Annotated in this window: 17 protein-coding genes, 2 tRNA genes and 1 pseudogene; 4 read left to right on the top strand and 16 right to left on the bottom strand. The window is 69.2% G+C overall.

All coding sequences use genetic code 11. The features are described 5' to 3' along the window. Positions 1–68: 68 nt before the first annotated feature. From KG102_RS06160 to KG102_RS06115, 10 genes are all read right to left on the bottom strand, one after another. Complete coding sequence (locus KG102_RS06160) at positions 69–1,265, bottom strand: baeRF2 domain-containing protein (protein ID WP_208289251.1); 1,197 nt, start codon at positions 1,263–1,265, stop codon at positions 69–71. 116 nt (positions 1,266–1,381) lie between these two features. After that, entirely contained in the window at positions 1,382–1,696 is a 315-nt protein-coding gene (locus KG102_RS06155) for a chorismate mutase (RefSeq protein ID WP_208213981.1), read from the bottom strand. A gap of 31 nt (positions 1,697–1,727) precedes the next feature. Next, complete coding sequence (clpX, locus tag KG102_RS06150; RefSeq protein ID WP_208213982.1) at positions 1,728–3,008, bottom strand: ATP-dependent Clp protease ATP-binding subunit ClpX; 1,281 nt, start codon at positions 3,006–3,008, stop codon at positions 1,728–1,730. 207 nt (positions 3,009–3,215) lie between these two features. Then, positions 3,216–3,929: an ATP-dependent Clp protease proteolytic subunit gene (locus KG102_RS06145; RefSeq protein WP_243884280.1), complete on the bottom strand. Its 714-nt coding sequence runs from the start codon at positions 3,927–3,929 to the stop codon at positions 3,216–3,218. A gap of 34 nt (positions 3,930–3,963) precedes the next feature. After that, entirely contained in the window at positions 3,964–4,563 is a 600-nt protein-coding gene (locus KG102_RS06140) for an ATP-dependent Clp protease proteolytic subunit (protein WP_243884375.1), read from the bottom strand. Between the two features lie 227 nt (positions 4,564–4,790). Further along, positions 4,791–6,188: a trigger factor gene (gene tig, locus KG102_RS06135; protein WP_208289252.1), complete on the bottom strand. Its 1,398-nt coding sequence runs from the start codon at positions 6,186–6,188 to the stop codon at positions 4,791–4,793. Positions 6,189–6,371: 183 nt separating this feature from the next. Next, positions 6,372–7,499, bottom strand: coding sequence for a glycosyltransferase (locus KG102_RS06130; protein ID WP_243884282.1), 1,128 nt, complete (start codon positions 7,497–7,499; stop codon positions 6,372–6,374). Positions 7,500–7,794: 295 nt separating this feature from the next. Further along, positions 7,795–9,438, bottom strand: a complete 1,644-nt coding sequence (locus KG102_RS06125; protein ID WP_208213986.1) for an APC family permease — start codon at positions 9,436–9,438, stop codon at positions 7,795–7,797. Between the two features lie 26 nt (positions 9,439–9,464). Continuing rightward, a complete protein-coding gene (locus tag KG102_RS06120) occupies positions 9,465–10,871 on the bottom strand; it encodes a glutamate decarboxylase (RefSeq protein WP_208289253.1) in 1,407 nt (468 codons plus the stop codon). A gap of 171 nt (positions 10,872–11,042) precedes the next feature. Next, positions 11,043–11,119 (bottom strand) — tRNA-Pro (locus KG102_RS06115). A 106-nt stretch (positions 11,120–11,225) separates the two neighbouring features. Between KG102_RS06115 and KG102_RS06110 the strand changes: the two genes are divergently transcribed. Next, positions 11,226–11,296: transfer RNA gene (locus KG102_RS06110), tRNA-Gly, on the top strand. A gap of 290 nt (positions 11,297–11,586) precedes the next feature. On the opposite strand, the pseudogene KG102_RS06105 reads toward KG102_RS06110, so the two are convergent. From KG102_RS06105 to KG102_RS06080, 6 genes and pseudogenes are all read right to left on the bottom strand, one after another. Then, positions 11,587–11,849: pseudogene (locus KG102_RS06105) on the bottom strand (IS5/IS1182 family transposase); the annotation flags it as partial. Between the two features lie 174 nt (positions 11,850–12,023). Then, positions 12,024–14,063 carry a right-handed parallel beta-helix repeat-containing protein gene (locus KG102_RS06100; RefSeq protein WP_208289255.1) on the bottom strand — a complete coding sequence of 680 codons (2,040 nt, stop codon included), beginning with the start codon at positions 14,061–14,063 and terminating at the stop codon, positions 12,024–12,026. Positions 14,064–14,339: 276 nt separating this feature from the next. After that, positions 14,340–14,885: a DUF624 domain-containing protein gene (locus KG102_RS06095; RefSeq protein ID WP_256440425.1), complete on the bottom strand. Its 546-nt coding sequence runs from the start codon at positions 14,883–14,885 to the stop codon at positions 14,340–14,342. Between the two features lie 153 nt (positions 14,886–15,038). Beyond that, a complete protein-coding gene (locus tag KG102_RS06090; protein WP_208213990.1) occupies positions 15,039–16,004 on the bottom strand; it encodes a carbohydrate ABC transporter permease in 966 nt (321 codons plus the stop codon). A gap of 9 nt (positions 16,005–16,013) precedes the next feature. Further along, positions 16,014–17,057, bottom strand: a complete 1,044-nt coding sequence (locus KG102_RS06085) for an ABC transporter permease (protein ID WP_208289256.1) — start codon at positions 17,055–17,057, stop codon at positions 16,014–16,016. Positions 17,058–17,153: 96 nt separating this feature from the next. After that, positions 17,154–18,842, bottom strand: a complete 1,689-nt coding sequence (locus KG102_RS06080) for an extracellular solute-binding protein (protein WP_243884378.1) — start codon at positions 18,840–18,842, stop codon at positions 17,154–17,156. A 216-nt stretch (positions 18,843–19,058) separates the two neighbouring features. On the opposite strand from KG102_RS06080, the gene KG102_RS18955 reads away from it, so the two are divergent. The 3 genes from KG102_RS18955 to KG102_RS06065 all read left to right on the top strand — a co-directional run bounded on the left by KG102_RS18955 (position 19,059) and on the right by KG102_RS06065 (position 21,047). Further along, the gene (locus KG102_RS18955) at positions 19,059–19,544 is read left to right on the top strand and encodes a glycoside hydrolase N-terminal domain-containing protein (protein ID WP_372438377.1); all 486 of its coding nucleotides are present in this window, start codon (positions 19,059–19,061) and stop codon (positions 19,542–19,544) included. 194 nt (positions 19,545–19,738) lie between these two features. Next, on the top strand, positions 19,739–20,743 hold the full coding sequence (locus KG102_RS06070; RefSeq protein ID WP_208213994.1) for a LacI family DNA-binding transcriptional regulator: 1,005 nt from the start codon (positions 19,739–19,741) through the stop codon (positions 20,741–20,743). Between the two features lie 127 nt (positions 20,744–20,870). Continuing rightward, on the top strand, positions 20,871–21,047 hold the full coding sequence (locus KG102_RS06065) for a hypothetical protein (protein WP_208289259.1): 177 nt from the start codon (positions 20,871–20,873) through the stop codon (positions 21,045–21,047). Positions 21,048–21,084: the final 37 nt, after the last annotated feature.

Genomic DNA, 21,084 nt, shown 5'->3' with positions numbered 1-21,084 from the left:
ACAACGTCCGAGCAGATGTCGGCTCCAGCCTCCATCTGCTCGGACGTTACGGGTGTCGGCTCCGGTGTCTAGACCACGTTGCGCAGGCGGGCCTGGTCCGCGGACTGGCTGGGCACGGCCTCGCTCGGGGTGGACTCGTCGGACCAGCGCAGGACCGCACCGATGCCGTCGACCAGGTCCACCGTGCCGTCCTCGGCGAACGTGACGCCGGCGTCCTGGCCCAGCGCCGCCCGGATGAGGGCGACGTTGGCGTCCATCTCCTCGACGCCGCTCGTCACGCCGATCGAGGCCAGGTCGTCCACGCTCGTCGCCACCTGCAGCGGCTCCGGCCCGACCCACAGCGTCCGCTCCGCGAGCCCCGACGTGAGCGCGTCGACGTGCAGCACCAGCTCCTCGACCTGCCCGCGCCGCAGCACCTCGATGACGTCGTCCAGAGCCGTGACCGAGCCGTCACCGCGCCCCTGCGCCTCGCGGAACCGGCTCAGCACCCCCTCGCACCGTCGGACCCGGTAGGCGGCCAGCGTCTCGCTCACGTGCGCCTCGAACGCGCTCACGTTCACGCCGTCGCCTCGGCCACCGCCGGGCACCTCCACGAGGATCTCCCGCGTGGGCGCGGCGACGGCGTCGCGCACGAGGCCGACCGCCCGGATGTCGCCGGTGACCAGCACGAGGTCCGGCCTGCGCTCTGCGACCCGCCTGTCGAGGACCGCGGCGACCACCTCCGCGTTGCGGCCCCAGGAGTCCTCGGCGCGGGTCTGGCCGCGCCGGCCCAGACCACCCTCCCGGGTCTTGTGCACGTCGTCGTGCCCGCCGTCGACGGTCTCGGTCTCCTGGCCGCCCTCGGTCCGCACGGTCCCGCCGGCCGCCCAGGTCAGGTCGGCGCCGTTGCGGTCCACCTCGACCAGCAGGTACGTGACGGTCTCGTCGGCCGCCTTGACGGCCGGCAGCAGAGCCGGCGCCGGACCCAGCACGGCGTGCGACTGCGCCGGGGGCTCGGACAGCACCCGGTCGACGACCACGCCGTCGGCATCCGCGACGACGACCCGGCCGTGCGGACCCCGGACCCCGGTCGGGACGGAGACCACGTCGGCGATCTGGTCCAGCACCGCCGCGGACGCGCCGTCACGCTCGAGCGAGCGACGCACGGCCCGCCAGCGGTCGGCCGCCTCCGCATCCGCGTTCGCGCCCGTGCGCGTCGCGTCGATGTAGACGGTCGTGAACGGTGACGGGCGGCCGAGCAGCGGCTTGAGCCAGTGCAGGTCCATGGGCATCCCTCCGGGATCGGGTTCCCGGCGACCCGTGCGCACGCGTGGTCCGCGGGGACCGCCGAGCTGACCCCTTCTACCTTCCGCTCCCGGGCGGGCGTGCGCCACCCCGGATCTCAGCCGAGCGGCGGACGCCCCTGCGCGATCGCCTCGTGGTGGCGGATGACCTCTTCGACGATGAAGGCGAGGAACTTCTCGGCGAACACCGGGTCCAGCTCCGCGGTGTGGGCGAGCTCGCGCAGGCGTGCCACCTGCTGCTCCTCGCGCGCGGGGTCCGAGGGGGGCAGGCCGCTGTTCGCCTTGAGCACGCCGACCTGCTGGGTCGCCTTGAACCGCTCCGCCAACAGATAGACGAGGGCGGCGTCGATGTTGTCGATGCTCCCGCGCAGGCGGGCGAGCTCGGCGGGGATCGGGGTCGGAAGGTCGCTCACGGACGCGATCCTAGGCCGCGCGACGGCAGGCTCAGGCGCTCTTCTCCCGCGGCGTGCGCTTCTCCTCGCCGCTGTCCCGCGGGATCAGCGTCGGGTTGACGTTCTCGAGCACCACGTCGCGGGTGATGAGCACGCGACCCACGTCGTCGCGGCTCGGCACCTCGAACATGACCTGCTGGAGGACCTCCTCCATGATCGCCCGCAGGCCGCGCGCGCCGGTCCCGCGCAGCAGCGCCTGGTCCGCGATCGCAGCGACCGACTCGTCGTCGAACTCCAGCTCGACCCCGTCGATCTGGAACATGCGCTGGTACTGCTTGACGAGCGCGTTCTTGGGCTCGGTGAGGATGCGCACGAGGGCGTCCTGGTCGAGGCGGGAGACGGCCGCGACCACGGGGAGCCGCCCGATGAACTCGGGGATCAGGCCGTACTTCTGCAGGTCCTCCGGCCGGACCTCGGCGAACAGGTCACCCTCGTCCACCGAATCCAGCAGCGGGGCGCCGAAGCCGACCACGCGCTTGCGGGCACGGGCCGCGATGATGTCGTCGAGCCCAGAGAACGCCCCCGCCACGATGAACAGCACGTTGGTGGTGTCGATCTGGATGAACTCCTGGTGCGGGTGCTTGCGGCCGCCCTGCGGCGGGACCGAGGCGGTGGTGCCCTCGATGATCTTCAGCAGCGCCTGCTGGACGCCCTCGCCGGAGACATCGCGCGTGATCGACGGGTTCTCGCTCTTGCGGGCGATCTTGTCGATCTCGTCGATGTAGATGATCCCCGACTCGGCCTTCTTGACGTCGTAGTCGGCGGCCTGGATGAGCTTGAGGAGGATGTTCTCGACGTCCTCACCGACGTAGCCGGCCTCGGTCAGCGCAGTGGCGTCGGCGATCGCGAACGGGACGTTGAGCATGCGGGCGAGGGTCTGCGCGAGGTACGTCTTGCCGGTACCCGTGGGGCCCACCAGCAGGATGTTCGACTTCGCGATCTCGATGTGGTCGTCCGTCGTGGACGTGCGCGCCTCACCGGCCTGGACCCGCTTGTAGTGGTTGTAGACCGCGACCGCGAGGGCCCGCTTGGCGGACTCCTGGCCGATGATGTACTGCTCGAGGAACTCGAAGATCTCCTTGGGCTTGGGCAGGTCGACCAGCCCGACCTCGGTGGCCTCCGCCAGCTCTTCCTCGATGATCTCGTTGCACAGCTCGATGCACTCGTCGCAGATGTAGACCCCAGGACCGGCGATCAGCTTCTTGACCTGCTTCTGCGACTTCCCGCAGAACGAGCACTTGAGGAGATCGGCTCCGTCCCCGATACGAGCCACGTCGATCCCCTTCCTCGTGTCGCCCTCCGCCCGTCGGGCGGTGCGTCGTCAGTGCGTCACCCCGCAGGGTGCGCGTCCTCCCCCATTGCACACCACCAGGGCCGGGATGTCAGCCGAACACACGGCTCGGCGGCGAGCGGCGTGCAGACGAATCCGTCCGGACGCGGCCGAGCCGGGCCCACCGCGGCGGGCCCGGCTCGGGTCGGACTACTTGGCCTGCATCGTGGTCGCGACGGCGCCCTTGCGGCTGGCGAGCACCTGGTCGACGATCCCGTACTCCAGCGCCGCCTGCGCGGTGAGGATCTTGTCGCGCTCGATGTCCTTGCGGACCAGCTCGATGTCGCGACCGGTGTGGTGCGAGATCGTCAGCTCGAGCCACTCGCGCATGCGGATGAGCTCGTTCGCGTGGATCTCGATGTCGGAGGCCTGCGCGTAGCCGCCACCCTCCATCGCCGGCTGGTGGATGAGCACGCGCGCGTTGGGCAGCGCCAGGCGCTTGCCCGGCGAGCCCGCTGCGAGCAGCACGGCGGCCGCGGACGCGGCCTGCCCCAGGCAGACCGTCTGGATGTGCGGCTTGATGTACTGCATCGTGTCGTAGATCGCCGTGAGGGCCGTGAACGAGCCGCCGGGCGAGTTGATGTACAGGATGATGTCGCGGTCCGGGTCGGTGCTCTCCAGCACCAGCAGCTGGGCCATGACGTCGTCGGCCGAGGCGTCGTCCACCTGCACGCCGAGGAAGATGATGCGGTCCTCGAACAGCTTGGTGTACGGGTCCTGACGCTTGAAGCCGTAGGCCGTGCGCTCCTCGAACTGCGGCAGCACGTACCGGGACGACGGCGTCGGGGACGCGATGCCGGCCGCACCGGACCAGGGCCCGGCCAGTCTCCCGGCGCGCGCCATGAACTGGGACTCCATGCTCATGAGCTTCTCCTCAAAGATGAAAGGTGGGAGGCCGTCAGGCCGTGCCGCCGCCGCCGGCGACCGAGTCGGCCTTCGTGACGACCTTGTCCACGAAGCCGTACTCGAGCGCCTCGGGGGCGGTGAACCAGCGGTCACGGTCGGCGTCGGCGTTGATCTGGTCGACGCTCTTGCCCGTCTGGGCGGCGGTCAGCTCGGCGAGCACGTTCTTCATGTGCAGGATCAGCTGGGCGTTGATCCGGACGTCCGTCGCGGTGCCGCCGATCCCGCCCGAGGGCTGGTGCATCATCACGCGGGCGTGCGGCAGGGCGTAGCGCTTGCCCTTCGCGCCCGAGGACAGCAGGAACTGGCCCATCGACGCGGCCATGCCCATCGCGATGGTGGCGACGTCGGGCTGGATGTACTGCATCGTGTCGTAGATCGCCATGCCCGCGGTGATCGAGCCACCGGGCGAGTTGATGTACAGCCAGATGTCCTTGTCGGGGTCCTCTGCGGCGAGCAGCATCATCTGCGCGCAGATGGCGTTCGCGTTCTCGTCGCGCACCTCGGAGCCGAGCCAGATGATGCGCTCACGGAGCAGTCGGTTGTAGATGGAGTCATTGAGGCCGAACGCCGGGGCGTCCGCCCTGGCCATCATCGGCGCTAGCTCGTTCACGAAGGCTCCCTCGTCTGACGGTGACGTCTGTCCTGCACCGCGCGGACCCGGTCCGGGTCCCGTGCGATGCAGTGACCCTAACGCGCGCCACCACCCGCCCATGTGCCCGCACCGAGCGTTTTCGCTGACGGCAGAGACTGTGGGCGATGGCCCCGGGACACGTCGAGGGCCCCGCACCGGCGATCGGTGCGGGGCCCTCGTGGACGGCGTCAGGCCTTGGCGTCCTCGACCGTCTCGGCGTCGTCGAACTCGTCGAACGCGGAGATGTCGGTCGCGGCGTCGGACGACGTGGCCTCGGCCTCGTCGGCTGCGTCCTCGGCGTCCGAGCCGATGAACTCGGACAGGTCCACCGCGTTGCCGGAGCCGTCGGTGACGGTGACGCGACGCAGCGCGACGGCGAGCGCCTTGGAGCGCGCGACCTCGGCGACCATCGTCGGGATCTGGCCCTGCTGGTCGACCGTCTGGATGAACGTGTTCGGGTCCATGCCGTACTGGCGCGACGCGTTCACGAGGTAGTCGAGCAGCTCGTTCTGGCTGACCTTGATCTCCAGCTCCTCCGCGAGCGTGTCCAGGAGGATCTGGTTGCGCAGCGCGGTGGTGGCCTGCTCGCCCACCTCGGCGCGGTGCTCGTCGTCCTCGAGCCGGCCCTCGCCCTCGAGGTGGCGGTGCACCTCGGCCTCGACGACGCCCGACGGGACGGGGATCTCCGTGGCGGCGAGCAGCTGCTCGAGGAGCAGGTCGCGGGCCTGCACGGCCTGGTTGGACGCCTTGATGCTCGACGCCTGCGTGCGCAGGTCGGCCGTGAGCTCCTCGAGCGTGTCGAACTCGCTCGCGAGCTGCGCGAAGTCGTCGTCGGCCTCGGGGAGCTGACGCTCCTTGACGGTCGTGGCGGTGACGCTGACCTGGGCGGTCTCGCCGGCGCGGTCACCACCCGCGAGTGCGGTCTCGAACGTGGTCGACTCGCCGGCCGACAGGCCCGTGAGCGCCTCGTCGAGACCCTCGAGCATGTTGCCGGAGCCGATCTGGTAGCTGACGCCGGAGACGTTGTCGACCTGCTCGTCGCCGATCGTCGCGGTGAGGTCGATGACGACGAAGTCGCCCTCGGCGGCCGGGCGGTCCACGCCGACCAGCGTGCCGAAGCGCTCGCGCAGGGCGTCGAGGCGGGCCTGGACGTCCTCGTCGGAGACCTCGACGTCGTCCACCGTGAGGGCGATGCCGTCGAGCGGGGGGACGGTGATCTCGGGGCGGACCTCGACCTCGGCGGTGAAGTGCAGCTCACCCTCCTCGCCGGCGGGCGTGGGGGTCAGGCCGGGGACCTGGGTGACCTCGACCGACGGCTGGCCGAGCGGGCGCAGCTTGTTCTCGCGGACGGCCTCGGCGTAGAAGCCGGACAGGCCCTCGTTGATGGCGTGCTCGAGCACGGCGGGCCGACCGATCCGCTGGTCGATGATGCGCGGCGGCACCTTGCCCTTGCGGAAGCCGGGGACGACGACGTCCTGGGCGATGTGCTCGTACGCGTGCTCGATGCTGGGCTTGAGCTCGTCGTACGTCACCTCCACGGTCAGCTTGACCTTGGTGGGCTCCACGGTCTCGACGGCGCTCTTCACTTCGATGGTCTCCAACTGATCGGGGCGGGCGCCGGCGACTCCGGCGATCTCCGTTGCTTCAGGGCCGCACACCGTCGTCCGACCCACGAAGGGGTTTCGGCGACCGCACGCAGGCGACCCTCAACTTTACGCCACCGCGGGCGGCGGCCCCAAGCCGGGAGGCTGTGGGACCGCGCACCCCCGTCAACGCCCGGATCCCGCGACGTCCGTGATCACGCTGACGGCACGGGCCACGCCGTCGTGCTCGCCGTACTCGACGGCGAGCTCACCGGCCCGCCTCGCGAACGACGGGCTGTCGAGCACCCGGCGCACGCCCGCGCGCACCGCCTGCGCCGTCGTCGCGTCGGTGCCCCTGGCGGTCGCCAGGGCCAGGCCGGCGCCGGACCACACCACCCGGGCCCCGACCTCGGCCTTGTCCTCGGTGCGTCCGGCCACCAGCACGGGGACACCCGCGGCGAGCGCCTGCTGGACTCCCCCGAACCCGCCGTTGGTGATCAGCACGTCGGCCAGCGGCAGCAGGCGGTCGAACGGGACGAACGGCGCGGCACGCACGTTCGCCGGGTAGCCCACCTGCTCGGTCGTGGCGACGACCAGCACGTCCTCGTCCGCGAGCGCGTCGATGGCCGGCCACAGCAGCCGCTGCGGGTCCGTGGCGACCGTGCCCTGCGTCACCACCACCACCGGACGGCCGGTGGCCCGCGCCTCGAGCACGTCGTCCCACCACGCCGGCGGTCGGAAGCGGTCGACGCCGCCGGGCAGGAACGGTCCGACGAGCTCCACGTTCTCCGGCAGGTCGCTGCGCGGGTACTCGAAGCCGGGGACGGACGTGTGCAGCATCCGGGTGGCCGACGTCTGCACCCAGTCGAGGAAGAACCCCTCCGGGACCGGCAGTCCGGCGTCCGCGACGACCTGGTGCGCCGCCCGCTGCACGCCTCCGAACACGACCTTCTGCGTGAACCAGCCGAGCACCGCGTAGCGCAGGCCGTCCCACCCCGTCCTGGGCGGCTGCAGCCCCAGGCCGAACGGCGCCGTGTCCACGCTGGCGAGCGCCAACGGGGTGACCGAGAAGAGCACGGACGGCAGGTGGTGCCGACGGGCGGCGAGCCCACCGGCCATGAAGGCGTTGTCCATGACCAGCACGTCGGGCCGCTCGGCGCCGACCAGGTCGTCCAGGTCCGCCAGGAAGCCCGGAACGGTGGCGACGAAGTGGTGCCGCACGTCCCACCGCAACCGGGTGATCCCCGGCTCCGGCGCACCGTGCGCGACCGCCCACTCGTCCAGGTCGGCGTCGTCCAGGTCCCGGCCCTGCACGATCGGCGCGTGCTTGGCCCCGTCGCCGCGACCGACCCGGCGAACTTGCGGCCCGTGTAGACGACGACGTCGTGCCCCTCCGCGACGAGCGCGCGGACCAGCGGCAGCGCGGGGCGTACGTGCCCGGTGACCGGCGTGAGGGCGACGAGGATCCTGCTCATGCTGACGATCTCCAGGGTGTCGGGGCATTCCCTGGGACAGGACCTCGGGCGATTCCTCCTGATACACGCCAGCGGGCAGAGCCCGACGGCGGACGGCCCCCCTGCACGTCGTCCGCCGTCGAGTCGTTGTCGACCTAGGTCGAGGGTTGCACCGGCGTTCCCGGTGCCGGAGCCCGCGATGCCGGCGCCGGTGGCGCGTTGACGAGGACGTCGTCGGTGGACGATTTCTCCGCGGCCGTGCGCTTGTCCCACGTCGGGCGCCGCAGCGCGTAGAACAGCAGCGGCGGACCGCCGAGCACGATCACGACGCCGGCCACCACGATCGGGTACGCGGTCTCGGACAGGCCCGTGAACCCGGACGGTCGGATGAACGCCAGCACGAACGCGACCGCGCAGGCGACGAAGCCCACGCCCGCGACGAACTTCATCGCAGGTGTCCGATACGTGCGGACGACGTCCGGCTTGGTCCGCCGGAGCCGGATCGCGGCGGCGAACATGAACATGTACATGATCAGGTACAGCGCGGCCGCCATGTCGACGAGCGCGATGAACGCCGTGTTGCCGTTCGGCACGAGGATGAACAGCAGCGCGAGCAGAGTCACGATCGCCCCCTGCACCGCGAGGATCCCGGACTGGACCCCCGCCTTGTTGCGGCGCTGCAGGGCCGGAGGCAGCAGGCCCGTGCGTGCGGCGGCGAGCAGGCCGCGTGACGGCCCGGCGATCCACGTCACGACGGAGGCGAACGCACCCAGCGCGATGAGCAGCGAGATCACCGGGGTCCCCCACGCCAGGCCCCAGTGGTCGAAGAACTGCTGGAACGCGAGGTTGATCCCGTTGGTCACGCCCAGCTTGTCCTTGGGCACCGCCACGGAGATCGCGATCGTGGGCAGGATGAAGACCAGGAGGATCAGCAGGGTCGCGATGGCGATGGACCGGGGGAAGCCCCGACCCGGGTTCTTCATGTCGTTGGCGTGCACGGCGTTGACCTCCATGCCCGCGTACGCCAGGACGTTGGACACGATGAGGACGATCGAGGCGATGCCCGTCCAGGGCGGGATGACCGCCGACGCCTCGAGCGTCGTCTCGGACCGCTCGCCCGTGCCGAGCCAGATCGCGCCGAAGATGATCAGCAGGACGGCCGGCAGGATCGTGCCGAAGATGCCGCTCCACGAGCCGACCTTGGCGAACAGGTTGCCGCCCGCGAGCGTGATCAGCGTCGATCCCCAGTACAGGACGAGGATGACGACCGCGGTGTACAACCCGTTCGACGCCAGGTTCTGGTCACCGAGGACGAACGACAGGCTCGCCGCGATGAACGCGATCTGCGTGGGGTACCAGACGACGTTCTGGATCCACTGCAGCCAGATCGCCACGAAGCCGGCCCGCTCCCCGAACGCCTCCCGCACCCACGTGAAGACGCCGCCCTTCCACCCCGTCGCGAGCTCCGCTGCGACCAGCGCGGTGGGGACCAGGAAGAGGATCGCCGGGATGATGAAGAGAGTGACGGACCCGAGCCCGTAGGTCGCGATCGCGGGCAACGACCGCAGCGACGCCACGACGACGACCGTGAGCATCGCCAGCTGCACGACCGACATGTACACCGACGGGCCGGCCGCCGGGGCACCGATCGCCGGTCCGGTGTGCTCGGCCGGCGTGCGCGCACCCGGCTTGCCGTAGGGGTGCGGTTTGACGTGGTCAGCGGACGGCGCGGGCGTCCCGTCCGCGCGGACGTGCGGACCGACGTTGCTCGTTCCTGGCGTGTTGCTCTGCGTAGCCATGCTTCTCCCCCGTCGCCGAGCAGTGCCTAGTGGTGGAAGCCAGAACGCTGACCCTCGGCCGGCATGGGCCCGGTGAGCGCGTCGAGGTAGGCGACCTCGTCCTCGAGGTCGGCCAGGAACGCCGAGGCGAGGTCGTGGCTGAACCCGTTGCGCACGACCACCCGCTGCACCGTCAGGTCGGGCAGGTCGTCGGGCATCGGATAGGCGGGCACCAGCCAGCCCTTCGTCCGGAGCCGGTCCGAGAGGTGGTAGAGGTTCCAGTTCTCGGTGTGCCCCTCGCGCAGCCGCCAGGCGAAGACCGGGATGTCCGACCCGTCGTTCCACAGCTCGAACGCGGGCATCTTCGCGATCTCGCCCGACAGGAACAGCGCGACGTTGCGCGACGTCTCCTGCACGGTCGTGTACCCCGCACGGCCGAGCCGCAGGAACAGGTAGTACTGCAGGAGCACCTGGGCGCCCGGGCGCGAGAAGTTCAGGGCGAACGTCGGCATGTCCCCGCCGAGGTAGCTCACCCGGAACACGAGGTCCTCGGGCAGCGAAGCGACGTCACGCCACACCACCCAGCCGAGCCCGGGATACACCAGGCCGTACTTGTGCCCGGAGGTGTTGATCGAGGCGACCCGCTTGACGCGGAAGTCCCAGTTCAGGTCCGGCTGGACGAAGGGAGCGATCATCCCGCCCGAGGCACCGTCGACGTGGATCGGGATGTCGAGCCCGGTCGACTCCTGGATCTTGTCGAGCACCTCCGCGATCTGCGCCACCGGCTCGTACATCCCGGTGTACGTGACGCCCATGATCGCGACGACGCCGATCGTGTTCTCGTCGACGTACTTCTCGAGCTCGTAGCCGTCCAGGACCTTGTGCTCGAGCGAGATCGGGACGTACCGCGCCTCGACCTCGAAGTAGTTGCAGAACTTCTCCCAGCACACCTGCACCGCGGTCGACAGCACGAGGTTCGGCTTGTCCGTCGACTTGCCCGCCGCGCGTCGCGCGTGCTGCCAGCGACGCTTGAGCGCGAGCCCGCCGAGCATGGCCGCCTCGGACGACCCGATGGTCGAGGTCCCGATGGTGTTCTCCGGGTCGGGTGCGTGCCACAGGTCGGCCAGCATCGTCCAGCACCGCGTCTCGACCGCAGCGGTCTGGGGGTACTCGTCCTTGTCGATCATGTTCTTGTCGGCGGCCTCGATGTAGAGGCGTGAGGCGTACTCGTCCATCCACGTGCCGACGAACGTCGCAAGGTTGAGCCGGGCGTTGCCGTCGAGCATGGCCTCGTCGTGCACGATCTGGTAGGCGGTCGACGGGAGCGCCTCGTCCCCCGGGAATCGGAACTTGGGAACGGCCGTTGCCTCGCCCGGCCTGGCGAAGATCGGATTGAGCTCGACGACCTCAGGCTCGCCGTCCCGACGCTCGACGCGACGCGTGTTCGTGACCATGTTCAGCCCCCCCTGACTGTGTGGCCCGCGTTCACGGGCCTGTCATCGACGGTAAGACCGAGTCCGGGATGGTGCATCTTCGGGTGATTTCCACCGCTCTGACGTGCGTCTCGACCGCGCGCGCCCCCGGGACGCAATGGCGCGCTCCAGCGGGGACGGGGTCCAGCGAGGTGGTCGGGATGGCGGGATTCGAACCCACGACCTTCCGCTCCCAAAGCGGACGCGCTACCAACCTGCGCCACATCCCGGCGCACCCCGCCTCGGTCCGGGGACCGGCGGGGTGCACGTTCCGCCCCCACGCACCCGGTACTCTGAGTGCCGCGGTCCTGGCTGTGCATGTGCAGCCGGACCAGTGCGGACGTAGCTCAATGGTAGAGCCCCAGTCTTCCAAACTGGCTACGCGGGTTCGATTCCCGTCGTCCGCTCCGACATCTGCGAGATCACCGGGCTCTTCGTGGGCTGTCTGCTGCCCGGCGGGCAACGACGGATCCGGCTCGGCACGGGCCGGTGCGGCCCCTTTTCCAGGCTGTCGGTTCCCTGCTGAGTTCCTCCCTCAGGTGACTGGCTACGTACCGTCGCCTGATCCACCAAGCGTGCCGCCTCGAGCTCGAATCGCGACGCCAGTCTCCGGAGAAGCCGGATCACACGAGGATGCGGGTCAGGCGCTGCACCTGCCTCGACCGCACGACCGCATCAACCACCGAAAGCCATACCCGACGGCCGCATGGTCACGCTCCACGCCGCCACCTCGCGCACGCCACAGCTGGTTGCGTGACGGCTGTTCTCGCATGGCACGCGGGTGGTGCTCGTCGCGTGCTGATGCGCGCGGGCGATCGTGGAGTCCACCGGCAACGACCAGTCCACCAGCCCGACGCCGCCCGCCGCCGAGTTCAGCCGCGCGAGCATCGTGTCCCAGGTCCCGTCGCCGGCCATCCGCCGGTGCCAGGTCCACACCGTCTGCCACGCGCCGAAGACCTCAGTTCCCACTCGACCCCGAGGTCTCTCGCTACGTCAACAACGGTCTTGGTCAGTACATCGAGTCGGCCCACCACCGCAGTTGACCTGCTCGTGCACGGCCTGGGCGGCGGCTACCACGCGTGTGAGCAAGGCCCCGGCCCGCACCACTCGACGGCGACGGTCACGCCACACCGTCTACCGCCGACCAGCCGGGCCCGGTGCGGCAAGAATCCGAGTCCTGGGTGCCGATGCGGCGAACGGCCCGGGCACAACCTGGTCCCGTGGGATCCCGAAGACATCGGCGCTCAGGTCCAGATCGGACCCGTCGGGATTGGTGTAGGACATCTCGGCCTGGTAGCTCGCCCCGAGGCGCGCGGTCGTCACCGGGGAGACGACGTTGATGCCGCCCGCGTCGAACACGTCGACGCGGACGGTCCCGGCTTCGGCGTCGACCACCCCGACGCGCACCGGTGACGTGCCGATCACGAGCGCCGTGGGCTCGGCGCGGAACGGCTCGGCGCCATCCGCGTAGAGGTTGCCCTCGATCCAGACCGGGAGCCGTGGCCCGGCCAACGCGCTGCCGTTCTCGTTCGGGTACTCCTGCGACGTCGGGTAGGCGTCGTACTGCGAGGTGCCCACGGGGGTCGGCACGAAGGTCGCCTGGCCGGGCACGCCGTCCATGTCGATCGCGCCGGACCAGAAGCTGGCGAGCGCCGGTTCCGCCTGTGCGTCCGATTCGATGCATTCGCTGGTGACGCGGTCACCGACGAAGACGTTGTTGTAGAACCGGTTGTCGCCGCCGAGGATGTTCGAGACGCCGTAGACGGCCGTGGAGTGCGGGACGTGGTACGGGGTGTACCGCTGGTGCTCGGTGCAGTTCGCGATGCGACCCGCGATGTAGTTGTGGACGTAGGCGCCACCAGTGGACATGTCCTTGACCGCCCACGGCGACAGGAAGAGGTTCGAGTCCACGAGATACGGTCCGTGGCAGACCTCGACCATGAAGTCCTCTGCGGTCGAGGCGTAGAACACGTTGCGCCGCACCAGGGTGCCCTGGGCCTGCCAGTCGAGCCACAGCGCGCGGTGCGTGTGATGGATCGTGTTTCCGCTGATCACGGTGTCGATGGCGGCGTGAAGCTTGATTCCGGCCACCTCGGCGCCGTGCCACTGTCGCTTCACGTGGATGCGCGAGATGTGGTTGTCGGCGATGGTCGAGAACGCCGCCCCCAGGTGCCCGACGACGCCGGCCTGCTCGCAGTCCCGGATCGTGTTGCGGCGCACGATGTGGGAGCCGACGTGGTCCCGGTGCCACGGGTGCGGCTCGCCTGCGCCGGGCCCGCCCAGGACGAGCGCCCGCTGGATCACCTCGCGTTCGCGCTGCGTGCCGCCCTTGGCGCCGTCCGGTCCCGCGGCCGCCTCGTTCTGCCCGGTGCTGGCCTCCTTGCCGAGCGAGACGCCGACGTTCTTCGAGTCGGTGATCGTGTTGTCCTCGATCACCCAGCCCTTCGACCAGTGCGGACCGATCAGGCCCTCCTGCAGCGCGGTGGGCGGGGCCCACTGCGTGGCGGCCTTCGTCAGGGTGAACCCGCGCACCGTGACGTAGTCGATGCCCGTCGCCGTGGGCCAGAGGACGAACGTGCGCGCATTGATCTCGACCTCGTGCGCGGCCGGGTCTGCGCCCCCGAAGTTCGCCCAGATCGTCGTGACGTCGTCGCCCACCTCGCAGTACCAGGTCAGCAGCGAGCCCTCCGGGTCGAACGAGTCCGGGGTGACCTCGGGGTGCTCGACGCCACCGAGTGTCAGCGACTCGTACATCGACTTGCCGTCGAGGTACACCTCGCCCGTGTGCCAGGTGTTGACCCGGTCGAAGAACCAGTCCCCGCCGATGCGCTCCGCGTACGGGTTGCGCGCCCCGAACAGGGCGTTCGGCACCTCCGTGACCCAGACGCGTCCCTCGGCGCCGGGGTGGGGGCGCCAGTCGGTGACCACCTCGGCACCGGAGATCGTGACGGGCTCGAAGAGCCCGTCCGGGCCTACCGCGGCCTGGTAGGTGATCGGCGCGCCGACCATGCCGCCGCGCGGTGGGTTCACCCACTCTCGGTACACGCCTTCATGCACGGCGACGGTGTCGCCCGGCATGGCAGCCTGAGCGGCCCGGTTGATGGTCCGGAACGGGGCGTCGGCCGACCCGTCCGCACGGTCGGAGCCGGTGGTGGTGACGTGCAGGATGGTCACGAAAGGGCCTTTCATCGATGACTGGAGTCGTGTGGTTGTGAGCGCAGCTCTCGTCGACGGCCCGCCAGAGCGTCGAACGTCTCGGCGGCGGGACGGAACCCGACGAGGACACGGTGCCCGTGCGGGACACCGGCTCGCGTCGCCTCGACGACGTCGACGCCCGCCTCGCGCAACTGCTTTCAGAAGAGGTGACCGCTGGAGCGGAAGGCGTCGAGCTCGCAACTCTCGACGTACGTCCGGGGAAGGAGCCCGAGATCGTCGCTGGTCGTGGGAGCGTCAGACCTCCGCCTCCTCCGGTTCCGGTTGCACGTACCCCCGGGCGACGAAGAACCGCTCGAGCAGGTAGCACCACCACAGGAGGATCAGGCCGGGTACCACGAACACCGCGGGCATGAAGTTCCAGATGGCGACGCCCCCGAGGACGACGGCGATCCCGAGCAGGAACGTCAGGCTGGGCGTCGTCAGCCCCAAGGTGAGCCCGTTGCGCACCTGGCGCCAGGTGGGGTTGGTGAAGCGGGCTGCGAGGGGGAGGCACCAGAAGACCAGGAGCAGGAGGAAGAGCCCGGCGACGAGGAGCGGCACCAAGACCCCGGCCAGCCCGAGAGTGGGCAGGTAGGAGAGCGTGAGGATGCCGACGGCCGCGACCGGGACGGCCAGCAGGCCGATGACTGTTGCCTGCCTCCAGCTCTGCCGCAAGGCCTTCGTGGCCACGGCCCAGAGGCCTCCGTCCTTGCCCAGGACGTACCGGCGGCAGACCTCGTAGGCGACAGCCGTTCCCGCTCCCGCCGTCACGACGAGGCCGAGGCTCACGAGCCAGAACAGGCTGATCAGGATGACGGAGCCGAGCGAGTCCAGGATGCGCCACAGTCGTGACGCGGGGTTGACGCGGAAGATGGTCGGGGCCTCTCAGCGTGCGGAGTTTGCGGGTCCTGAGGACAGGGCCGGCCTCCCGCGGTGTGCGGGAGGCCGACGCAATCAGCCCTTCACGGAGCCGATCGTGAGACCGGTCACGAAGTGCTTCTGCAGGAACGGGTAGACGAGCAGGATGGGGACGGCCGCCACCATGGTGATCGCCGAGCGCAGCGCGATCGGTGTGGTGAGCTGCCCACCGCTTCCCACCGAGGCCGCGTTGGCGGCGGTGTTCGCGGAGTTCGCGCCGGCGTTCATCGAGCTCGCCAGCAGCTTCTGCAGCTCGTACTGCAGGGTGGTCAACGCCGGATCGCCCGAGTTGTACAGCAGGGTGTCCAGCCACGCATTCCAGCTGCCGACGGCCACGAACAGACCCACCACGGCCAGCACAGGCTTGCACAGCGGCATGATGATCTGCCACCACGTGCGGAACTCGCCCGCGCCGTCCATCCGCGCCGACTCGGTGATCTCCTCGGGGATCCCCTTCATGTACGTGCGCAGGACGATGAGGTTGAACGCACTGATGATCACCGGCACCCAGTAGGCCTGGAAGCTGTTGAGCATGCCCAGGTCCTTGATGAGCAGGTAGTTGGGGATCAGCCCGGCGTCGAAGTACAGCGTCAGTACGAAGATCAGCGTGATCGGGCGGCGGAAGAGGAGCTCCTTGCGGCTGAGCGCGTAGGCGAGCATCGAGGTGAACAGCAGGTTCGTCGCCACGACCACGACGGTCTTCAGGACGCTCATGATGAACGCCTGGTAGATCGAGTCCATGTTGAGCACGACCTCGTAGTTCTTCAGCGAGAAGACCCGGGGCCAGATGCCGATCCCGCCGCGGACGGCGTCCATGCCGTCGTTCAGAGAGATGGCGAGCGTGTTCAGCAGCGGGTAGACCATGAGCGCCGCGAGGAGCACGAGGAAGGTCGAGTTGAGGGACGTGAAGACGATCCGCTCGGTCGTCCACTTGTTTCGCGGTGACCTGTTCCGTCCGACGCGCCGCGAGAGAGGCTTCGGGGCATTGGTGGTGCTTGACATGAAGGGCTCCTAGACCAGCGTCTCTTGGTTGAAGCGCTTGGCCGCCGCGTTCGCCGCGCCGACCAGGAGGATGGCGACGACGGCCTTGAAGATGCCCGCGACGACAGCGAGGCTGTAGTTGCCCAGCTGGTAGCCGTAGCGCAGCACGAAGACGTCGATGGTCTCGGCCGTCTCGGAGATCAGGCCGTTGCCGAGGAAGTACGGCAGCTCGAAGTTGGTGGACAGGATCCAGCCGCTGTTGATGATGAGCAGCACGACGATCGTGGGCTGGATCCCCGGCAGCGTGATGTTGAACATCTTGCGCCAGCGGCCTGCTCCGTCGACCTCAGCGGCCTCGTACAGGGTCGGGTCGATCGCGGTGATCGCGGCCAGGTAGATGATCGTGTTCCAGCCCAGCTCCTTCCACAGGGACGTCCCGGCGACGATCCCCCAGAAGTAGTTCGGCTCGGTCAGGAACAGGACCGGTTCCTGGACGATGCCCAGGGCCAGGAGGCCCTGGTTGATGAACCCGCCGGAGGAGGGCAGCGACAGCGCCACCGACGCCAGGCTCGCCACGATGACCCAGCTGAGGAAGTGGGGCATGTAGGTGATGTTCTGCATGATCCGCTTGAACGGGGCGTTCTTGACCTCGTTCAGCAGCAGCGCCAGGACGAGGGCCCCCACGGTCCCGACGGTCAGGGTCAGGACCGACTGTCCCAGCGTGTTGGCCACGACCCGGCGGAACCGTTCACCGTTGACACCGGTGAACAGGTCGACCCAGTTCTCGAAGCCGACCCACTCCTGGTTCAAGATGCTGCCGCGACCCGGCTTGTAGTCCTGGAAGGCGATCGCCCAGCCGTAGACCGGGACGTACTTGAACAGGATCTGGTACATCAGCAGCGGGATGGCCATCAGGAGCAGGACCCGCTGCGACTTGATCCTCTCCCACGTGATCTTGCGCTTCGGCTCCTCGACTGCTCGCTTCCGGGCCTTGCGGCGACGCAACTTGCTCGCGAGCCCCATGGCCGGCTCGGGCCCGGTGCCGGTCACCACGTTGGCCGGTGAGTCGATCATCTGTTCTACCTCGTCGTCGGAAAGCAGTGGGTGGTGACCGAGAACGGATCGTGGTGGGGGGCTCGCGCGCCCCCCACCACGATCGCTCGCGGACTGTTACCAGTTGGCGAGGCGGTCCTGGATGCCGTCGTTGATCTCGTCCTCGTACACCTTGACGTCGATCTTCTTGATGGTGTCGACGTAGGCCTTCCAGTTCGCATCGAAGTCGGCAGGGTCACCGGCGATGATCTTCGGCAGGTTCTGCACGTTGGCGTCGGTCAGCTGCTGGTTGATCTGGTTGGCGTCGTCGGAGAGCGTGATGTTCCACGCCGGGTAGTACTTGGGGTTCTCCGGCTGCGGGTTCATGAACTCGAGCCAGGTCTTCTTGTCGTACTGCTCCATGACGGTGCGGTCGTAGTCGGTCAGCGTCGCGAAGAACTCGGCGGCCTGGTCGTCGGGGCTGTAGGCGTTGCCGTCGGAGAACTGGCCGTTGTGCTTGGGCAGCACGTCGAGCAGCGCCTCGAGACGGTTGGAGGCACGCCAGGTGAGGTCGCGGGCGTTGGAACGCTGCTCCTCCGTGCGGGTGAACATGCCGTCGTCGCCGATCTGGTAGTCCTCGCCCTCGATGCCCCAGGAGAGCACCTTCTGCCAGGGCTCGCTGAGCATCAGGTCGAGGAACTTCATCGCCTTCTCCGGCTGCTTGCTGGAGACGGAGATGCCGAACCCCTGGTTGGTGTTCATGACGGGGCGGTCGGCGTACCAGGGCTCAACCCCGTCGTAGACGGGCATGAGGGGCACGTAGGTGTACTCGTCCTTGCCGGCGCTCCGCAGCGAGTCGGTCGCGGTCTGGAAGTCCCAGCCCTGGTCGTGCATGCCGAGGACGGAGCCGGTGGCCAGCTTCGCGACGTACTGGTCGAACGTCAGGGTGAAGGACTCGCGGTCGATGAGACCCGCGTCGTACTGCTCGTTGAGGACCTTGTAGAAGTCCTTCGCGATGTCCTTGTCGGCGTAGATCTCCGCCTTGTCGTCGTCGTCGACGATGACGCCACCGTTGTTCGGGGAGCCTGCCAGCAGCGCCGGCGGGTTGGTCATGCCCCACTCACGGCCGGTCGACGCCAGGACCTCGAAGCCGATGGTCGGGGCGCCCTCGGTCTCGGGGTTCTTCGCCTTGTAGTCCGCGATGAGCTCGAAGTAGCGGTCGAGCGTCATGTTGCTGAGGTCCGGCCAGCCGGCGTCCTCGAGCACACGCTTCTGGATCCAGAACGCGGGACCGTAGTAGGTGCCGCCCGTGACCTCGCCGTAGAAGCGGTTGTAGTTCGGGAAGATGTACAGGCCCGGGTCCACCTCGTCGCCCGAATAGCTCATCTTCTTGATGTCGTCCTCGACGTGCGTGGCGAGGTTGGGGTAGTCCCCGGTGGCCAGCATGTCGTCCAAGGGCAGGAGAGCGCCGCCCTCCAGGAGGCGCATCCTCAGGTCGGTGGTGCCGACGAGGTCGGGGTACTCACCGCCCGCGAGCATGACACCGATCTTCTGATCCACGTTGTCCGGCGTGACGATCTCGTACTTCAGGGTGACACCGAGCTGCTCCTCGAGCAGCTTGGTGATCTTGTTGTCGGCGGCCGGCGCCTGCGAGGCCGTCGTGATCCAGGTCGTGAGCGTCGTCGGGTTGCTGGGGGTCAGCGTTCCCGACTGGTCCGCGAGGTCACCCTCGGGAATGACGGCATCCTGCGAAGGGGCCTCGTCGGGGGTGCCGGTACATCCGACAAGTCCCACGGACACGGCTGCAGCCAGGACGATGGTCAGCAAATTCGTTCTTGCGATACGCACCGAGGTCTCTCCTTTGAGAACAGTTCCGGTCGTCTCTGACCGGAACCCGTGCCCATCGGACGCGAGCTGGGGCTTGGCGTCCTCATCCCGAGCGGGATTTTAGCGTTAAAGTAAACATGCCCTCGCGAGCCGTCAAGCCCTCGCGCGTCTCGAAATGGTCACGGCCACGTCCCACAGCGTGGTGCTGCACGCCACATCCGGGAGAACGCCGCTCCTGCCGGCCGGTTTGCTGACTGCTACGTGCTCGGGAACGGCGAGCTGGGTGCCGCCGTCCGTGGCGGCGTGGGCACCGAACGCCTGCGCTTCCACCTCCACACCTTGTGGCCCCGGGGACCTGCGACCAGGGAAGACGCTCGACCGCCCGGAGACGTGCAGCACCGGAACCTCCATCTGCCCTCCAGCATCGCCTCGACCGCCGCTCCTGGTGCAGTCGCACGACGGAGGGTCGCGATCCTGCCGGCGCTGCCCGCCTGCCGGCCGTCCGGGCGGGTGCGAGGAGGACGCATCCGGGGCGGCGACTCCATCGACGTCGCGTGGCCCGACGAGACCCTGGCGGTCGTCGTGATCCATGCCGCGACGACGCGGGACGTGACCCTCGGCCTGCCCGGCGACCAGGCGGGACGGGTCAGGCGGACGGTGTCGCTGCACGCGGGCGAGAAGGCCGTCGTGGCGGGGCACTGAGCCCTCGCCGTCGCCCGGGAGGCCGGGCGGCACGCCGGAAGTTGGCTCGAAGGCCCGTGGGTGCGGACCCCTTGCAGCCGTGCGTTTTATCGATATATTGAGCGCGCCATGGCGGCGCGGCCGGGGCCGACGGGTCCGACGGGTCCGACGGGTGCACGCTGGACCGGCAGAATGTGGCGGGAAGGAGGATGCGCATGGTGAGGATGGCGGACGTGGCCCTCGCGGCCGGCGTCTCGGTCATGACCGTGTCGAACGTCCTCAACGAGCGCCTTCCCGTGGGCGAGCCGACGCGCGCCCGCGTCATGGCGGCCGTCGAAGCCCTCGGGTACGAGGTCAACCTGACTGCGCGGCACCTGCGAGCCGGACGGACCGACACCGTCGCCTTCGTCGTTCCGAGCTTCCACGACTACTTCGGCGAGCTCGCCGACCAGGTCGCCCCACTGATCGAGGCGGAGGGGCGTCACCTCGTCCTCGAACGGACGAGCGCCGACGCGGAACAGGAGATGGAGGCGCTGAGCGTCGCGCGGCTCCAGATCTACGACGGCGTCCTGCTGTCCGTCTCCGGTCTCGACCTGGAGCAGCTGGGGCGGGTTCGCACCTCCAAGCCGATCGTGCTGCTGGGCGAGCGCGACGTTCCCGACCACCTCAATCACGTGCGCCTGGCGAACGAGTCAGGTGCCCGCCTTGCCACGGCACACCTGATCGAGCGCGGATCGCGCCGCATCCTTGCGCTCGGATGCTCGTTCGACGCCGCACACATGATGACCACGGACCGCCGCGTCGGGTGGGAGCACGCGTGCCGCGAGGCCGGCATCGCCGTCGATCCGGCCTACGTCGTGCCCGTCAGTGACTACACGTCTCTCAGTGGTCGCGACGCGATGCTCGAGGTCATCGCCTCGGGGCTGCCTTTTGACGGGATCTTCGCCGTCACCGACATCGTCGCCCTCGGGGCACTGTCTGCCCTGGCAGACAGTGGGCTGCGCGTCCCCGTCGACGTCCAGCTCGCCGGGTTCGACAACCTCGACATGTCACGCTTCGTCCCTCCGGGCATCACGTCCGTCGACGCCAACCACGAGGGCGTGGCCGAGGCGGCGGTCGGACTGTTGCACCGCCAGATGTCGGGCTGGACCGGTCCTGCCGAGCACGTCGTCGCACCCGTCCGTCTCGTAGTGCGCGGATCTACCCGCGGCGGCGCCTAGCCGCACGCAAGCGAGCGGCTCTCCGCGTCACCCACGTCGCTACCCGGTCAAAGGAGACCAATCCCGTGAGCACCCCTGTGCCTCCGCCTGCCCGCGAGGCAGTCCCCGCGTCGCCGGTCGCCGCCAGTTGCCCGGAGCCGTGGCGGCCGAGCGCGGGCCGATCGTCTGCTGCGTCGAGCACGCGGACCTGGACGGGTCGCTCGACGTCGACGACATGGCGGTGGTGCCCGCGCCGATCACGGTGGGCGAGCGCGAAGTGACCGCGATCCCGTTCTCTGCCTGGGGCAACCGCGCCCTGGGCTGATGCGGGTCTGGCTCCCGAGAACCCTGCTGAACCCGTT

Origin of the sequence: Cellulomonas fengjieae, from assembly GCF_018388465.1 — a bacterium.
Taxonomy (GTDB): Bacteria; Actinomycetota; Actinomycetes; order Actinomycetales; family Cellulomonadaceae; genus Cellulomonas; species Cellulomonas fengjieae.
The sequence above is the reverse complement of the archived record's forward strand: the minus strand, read 5'-3'. Positions and strand labels throughout refer to the sequence as shown.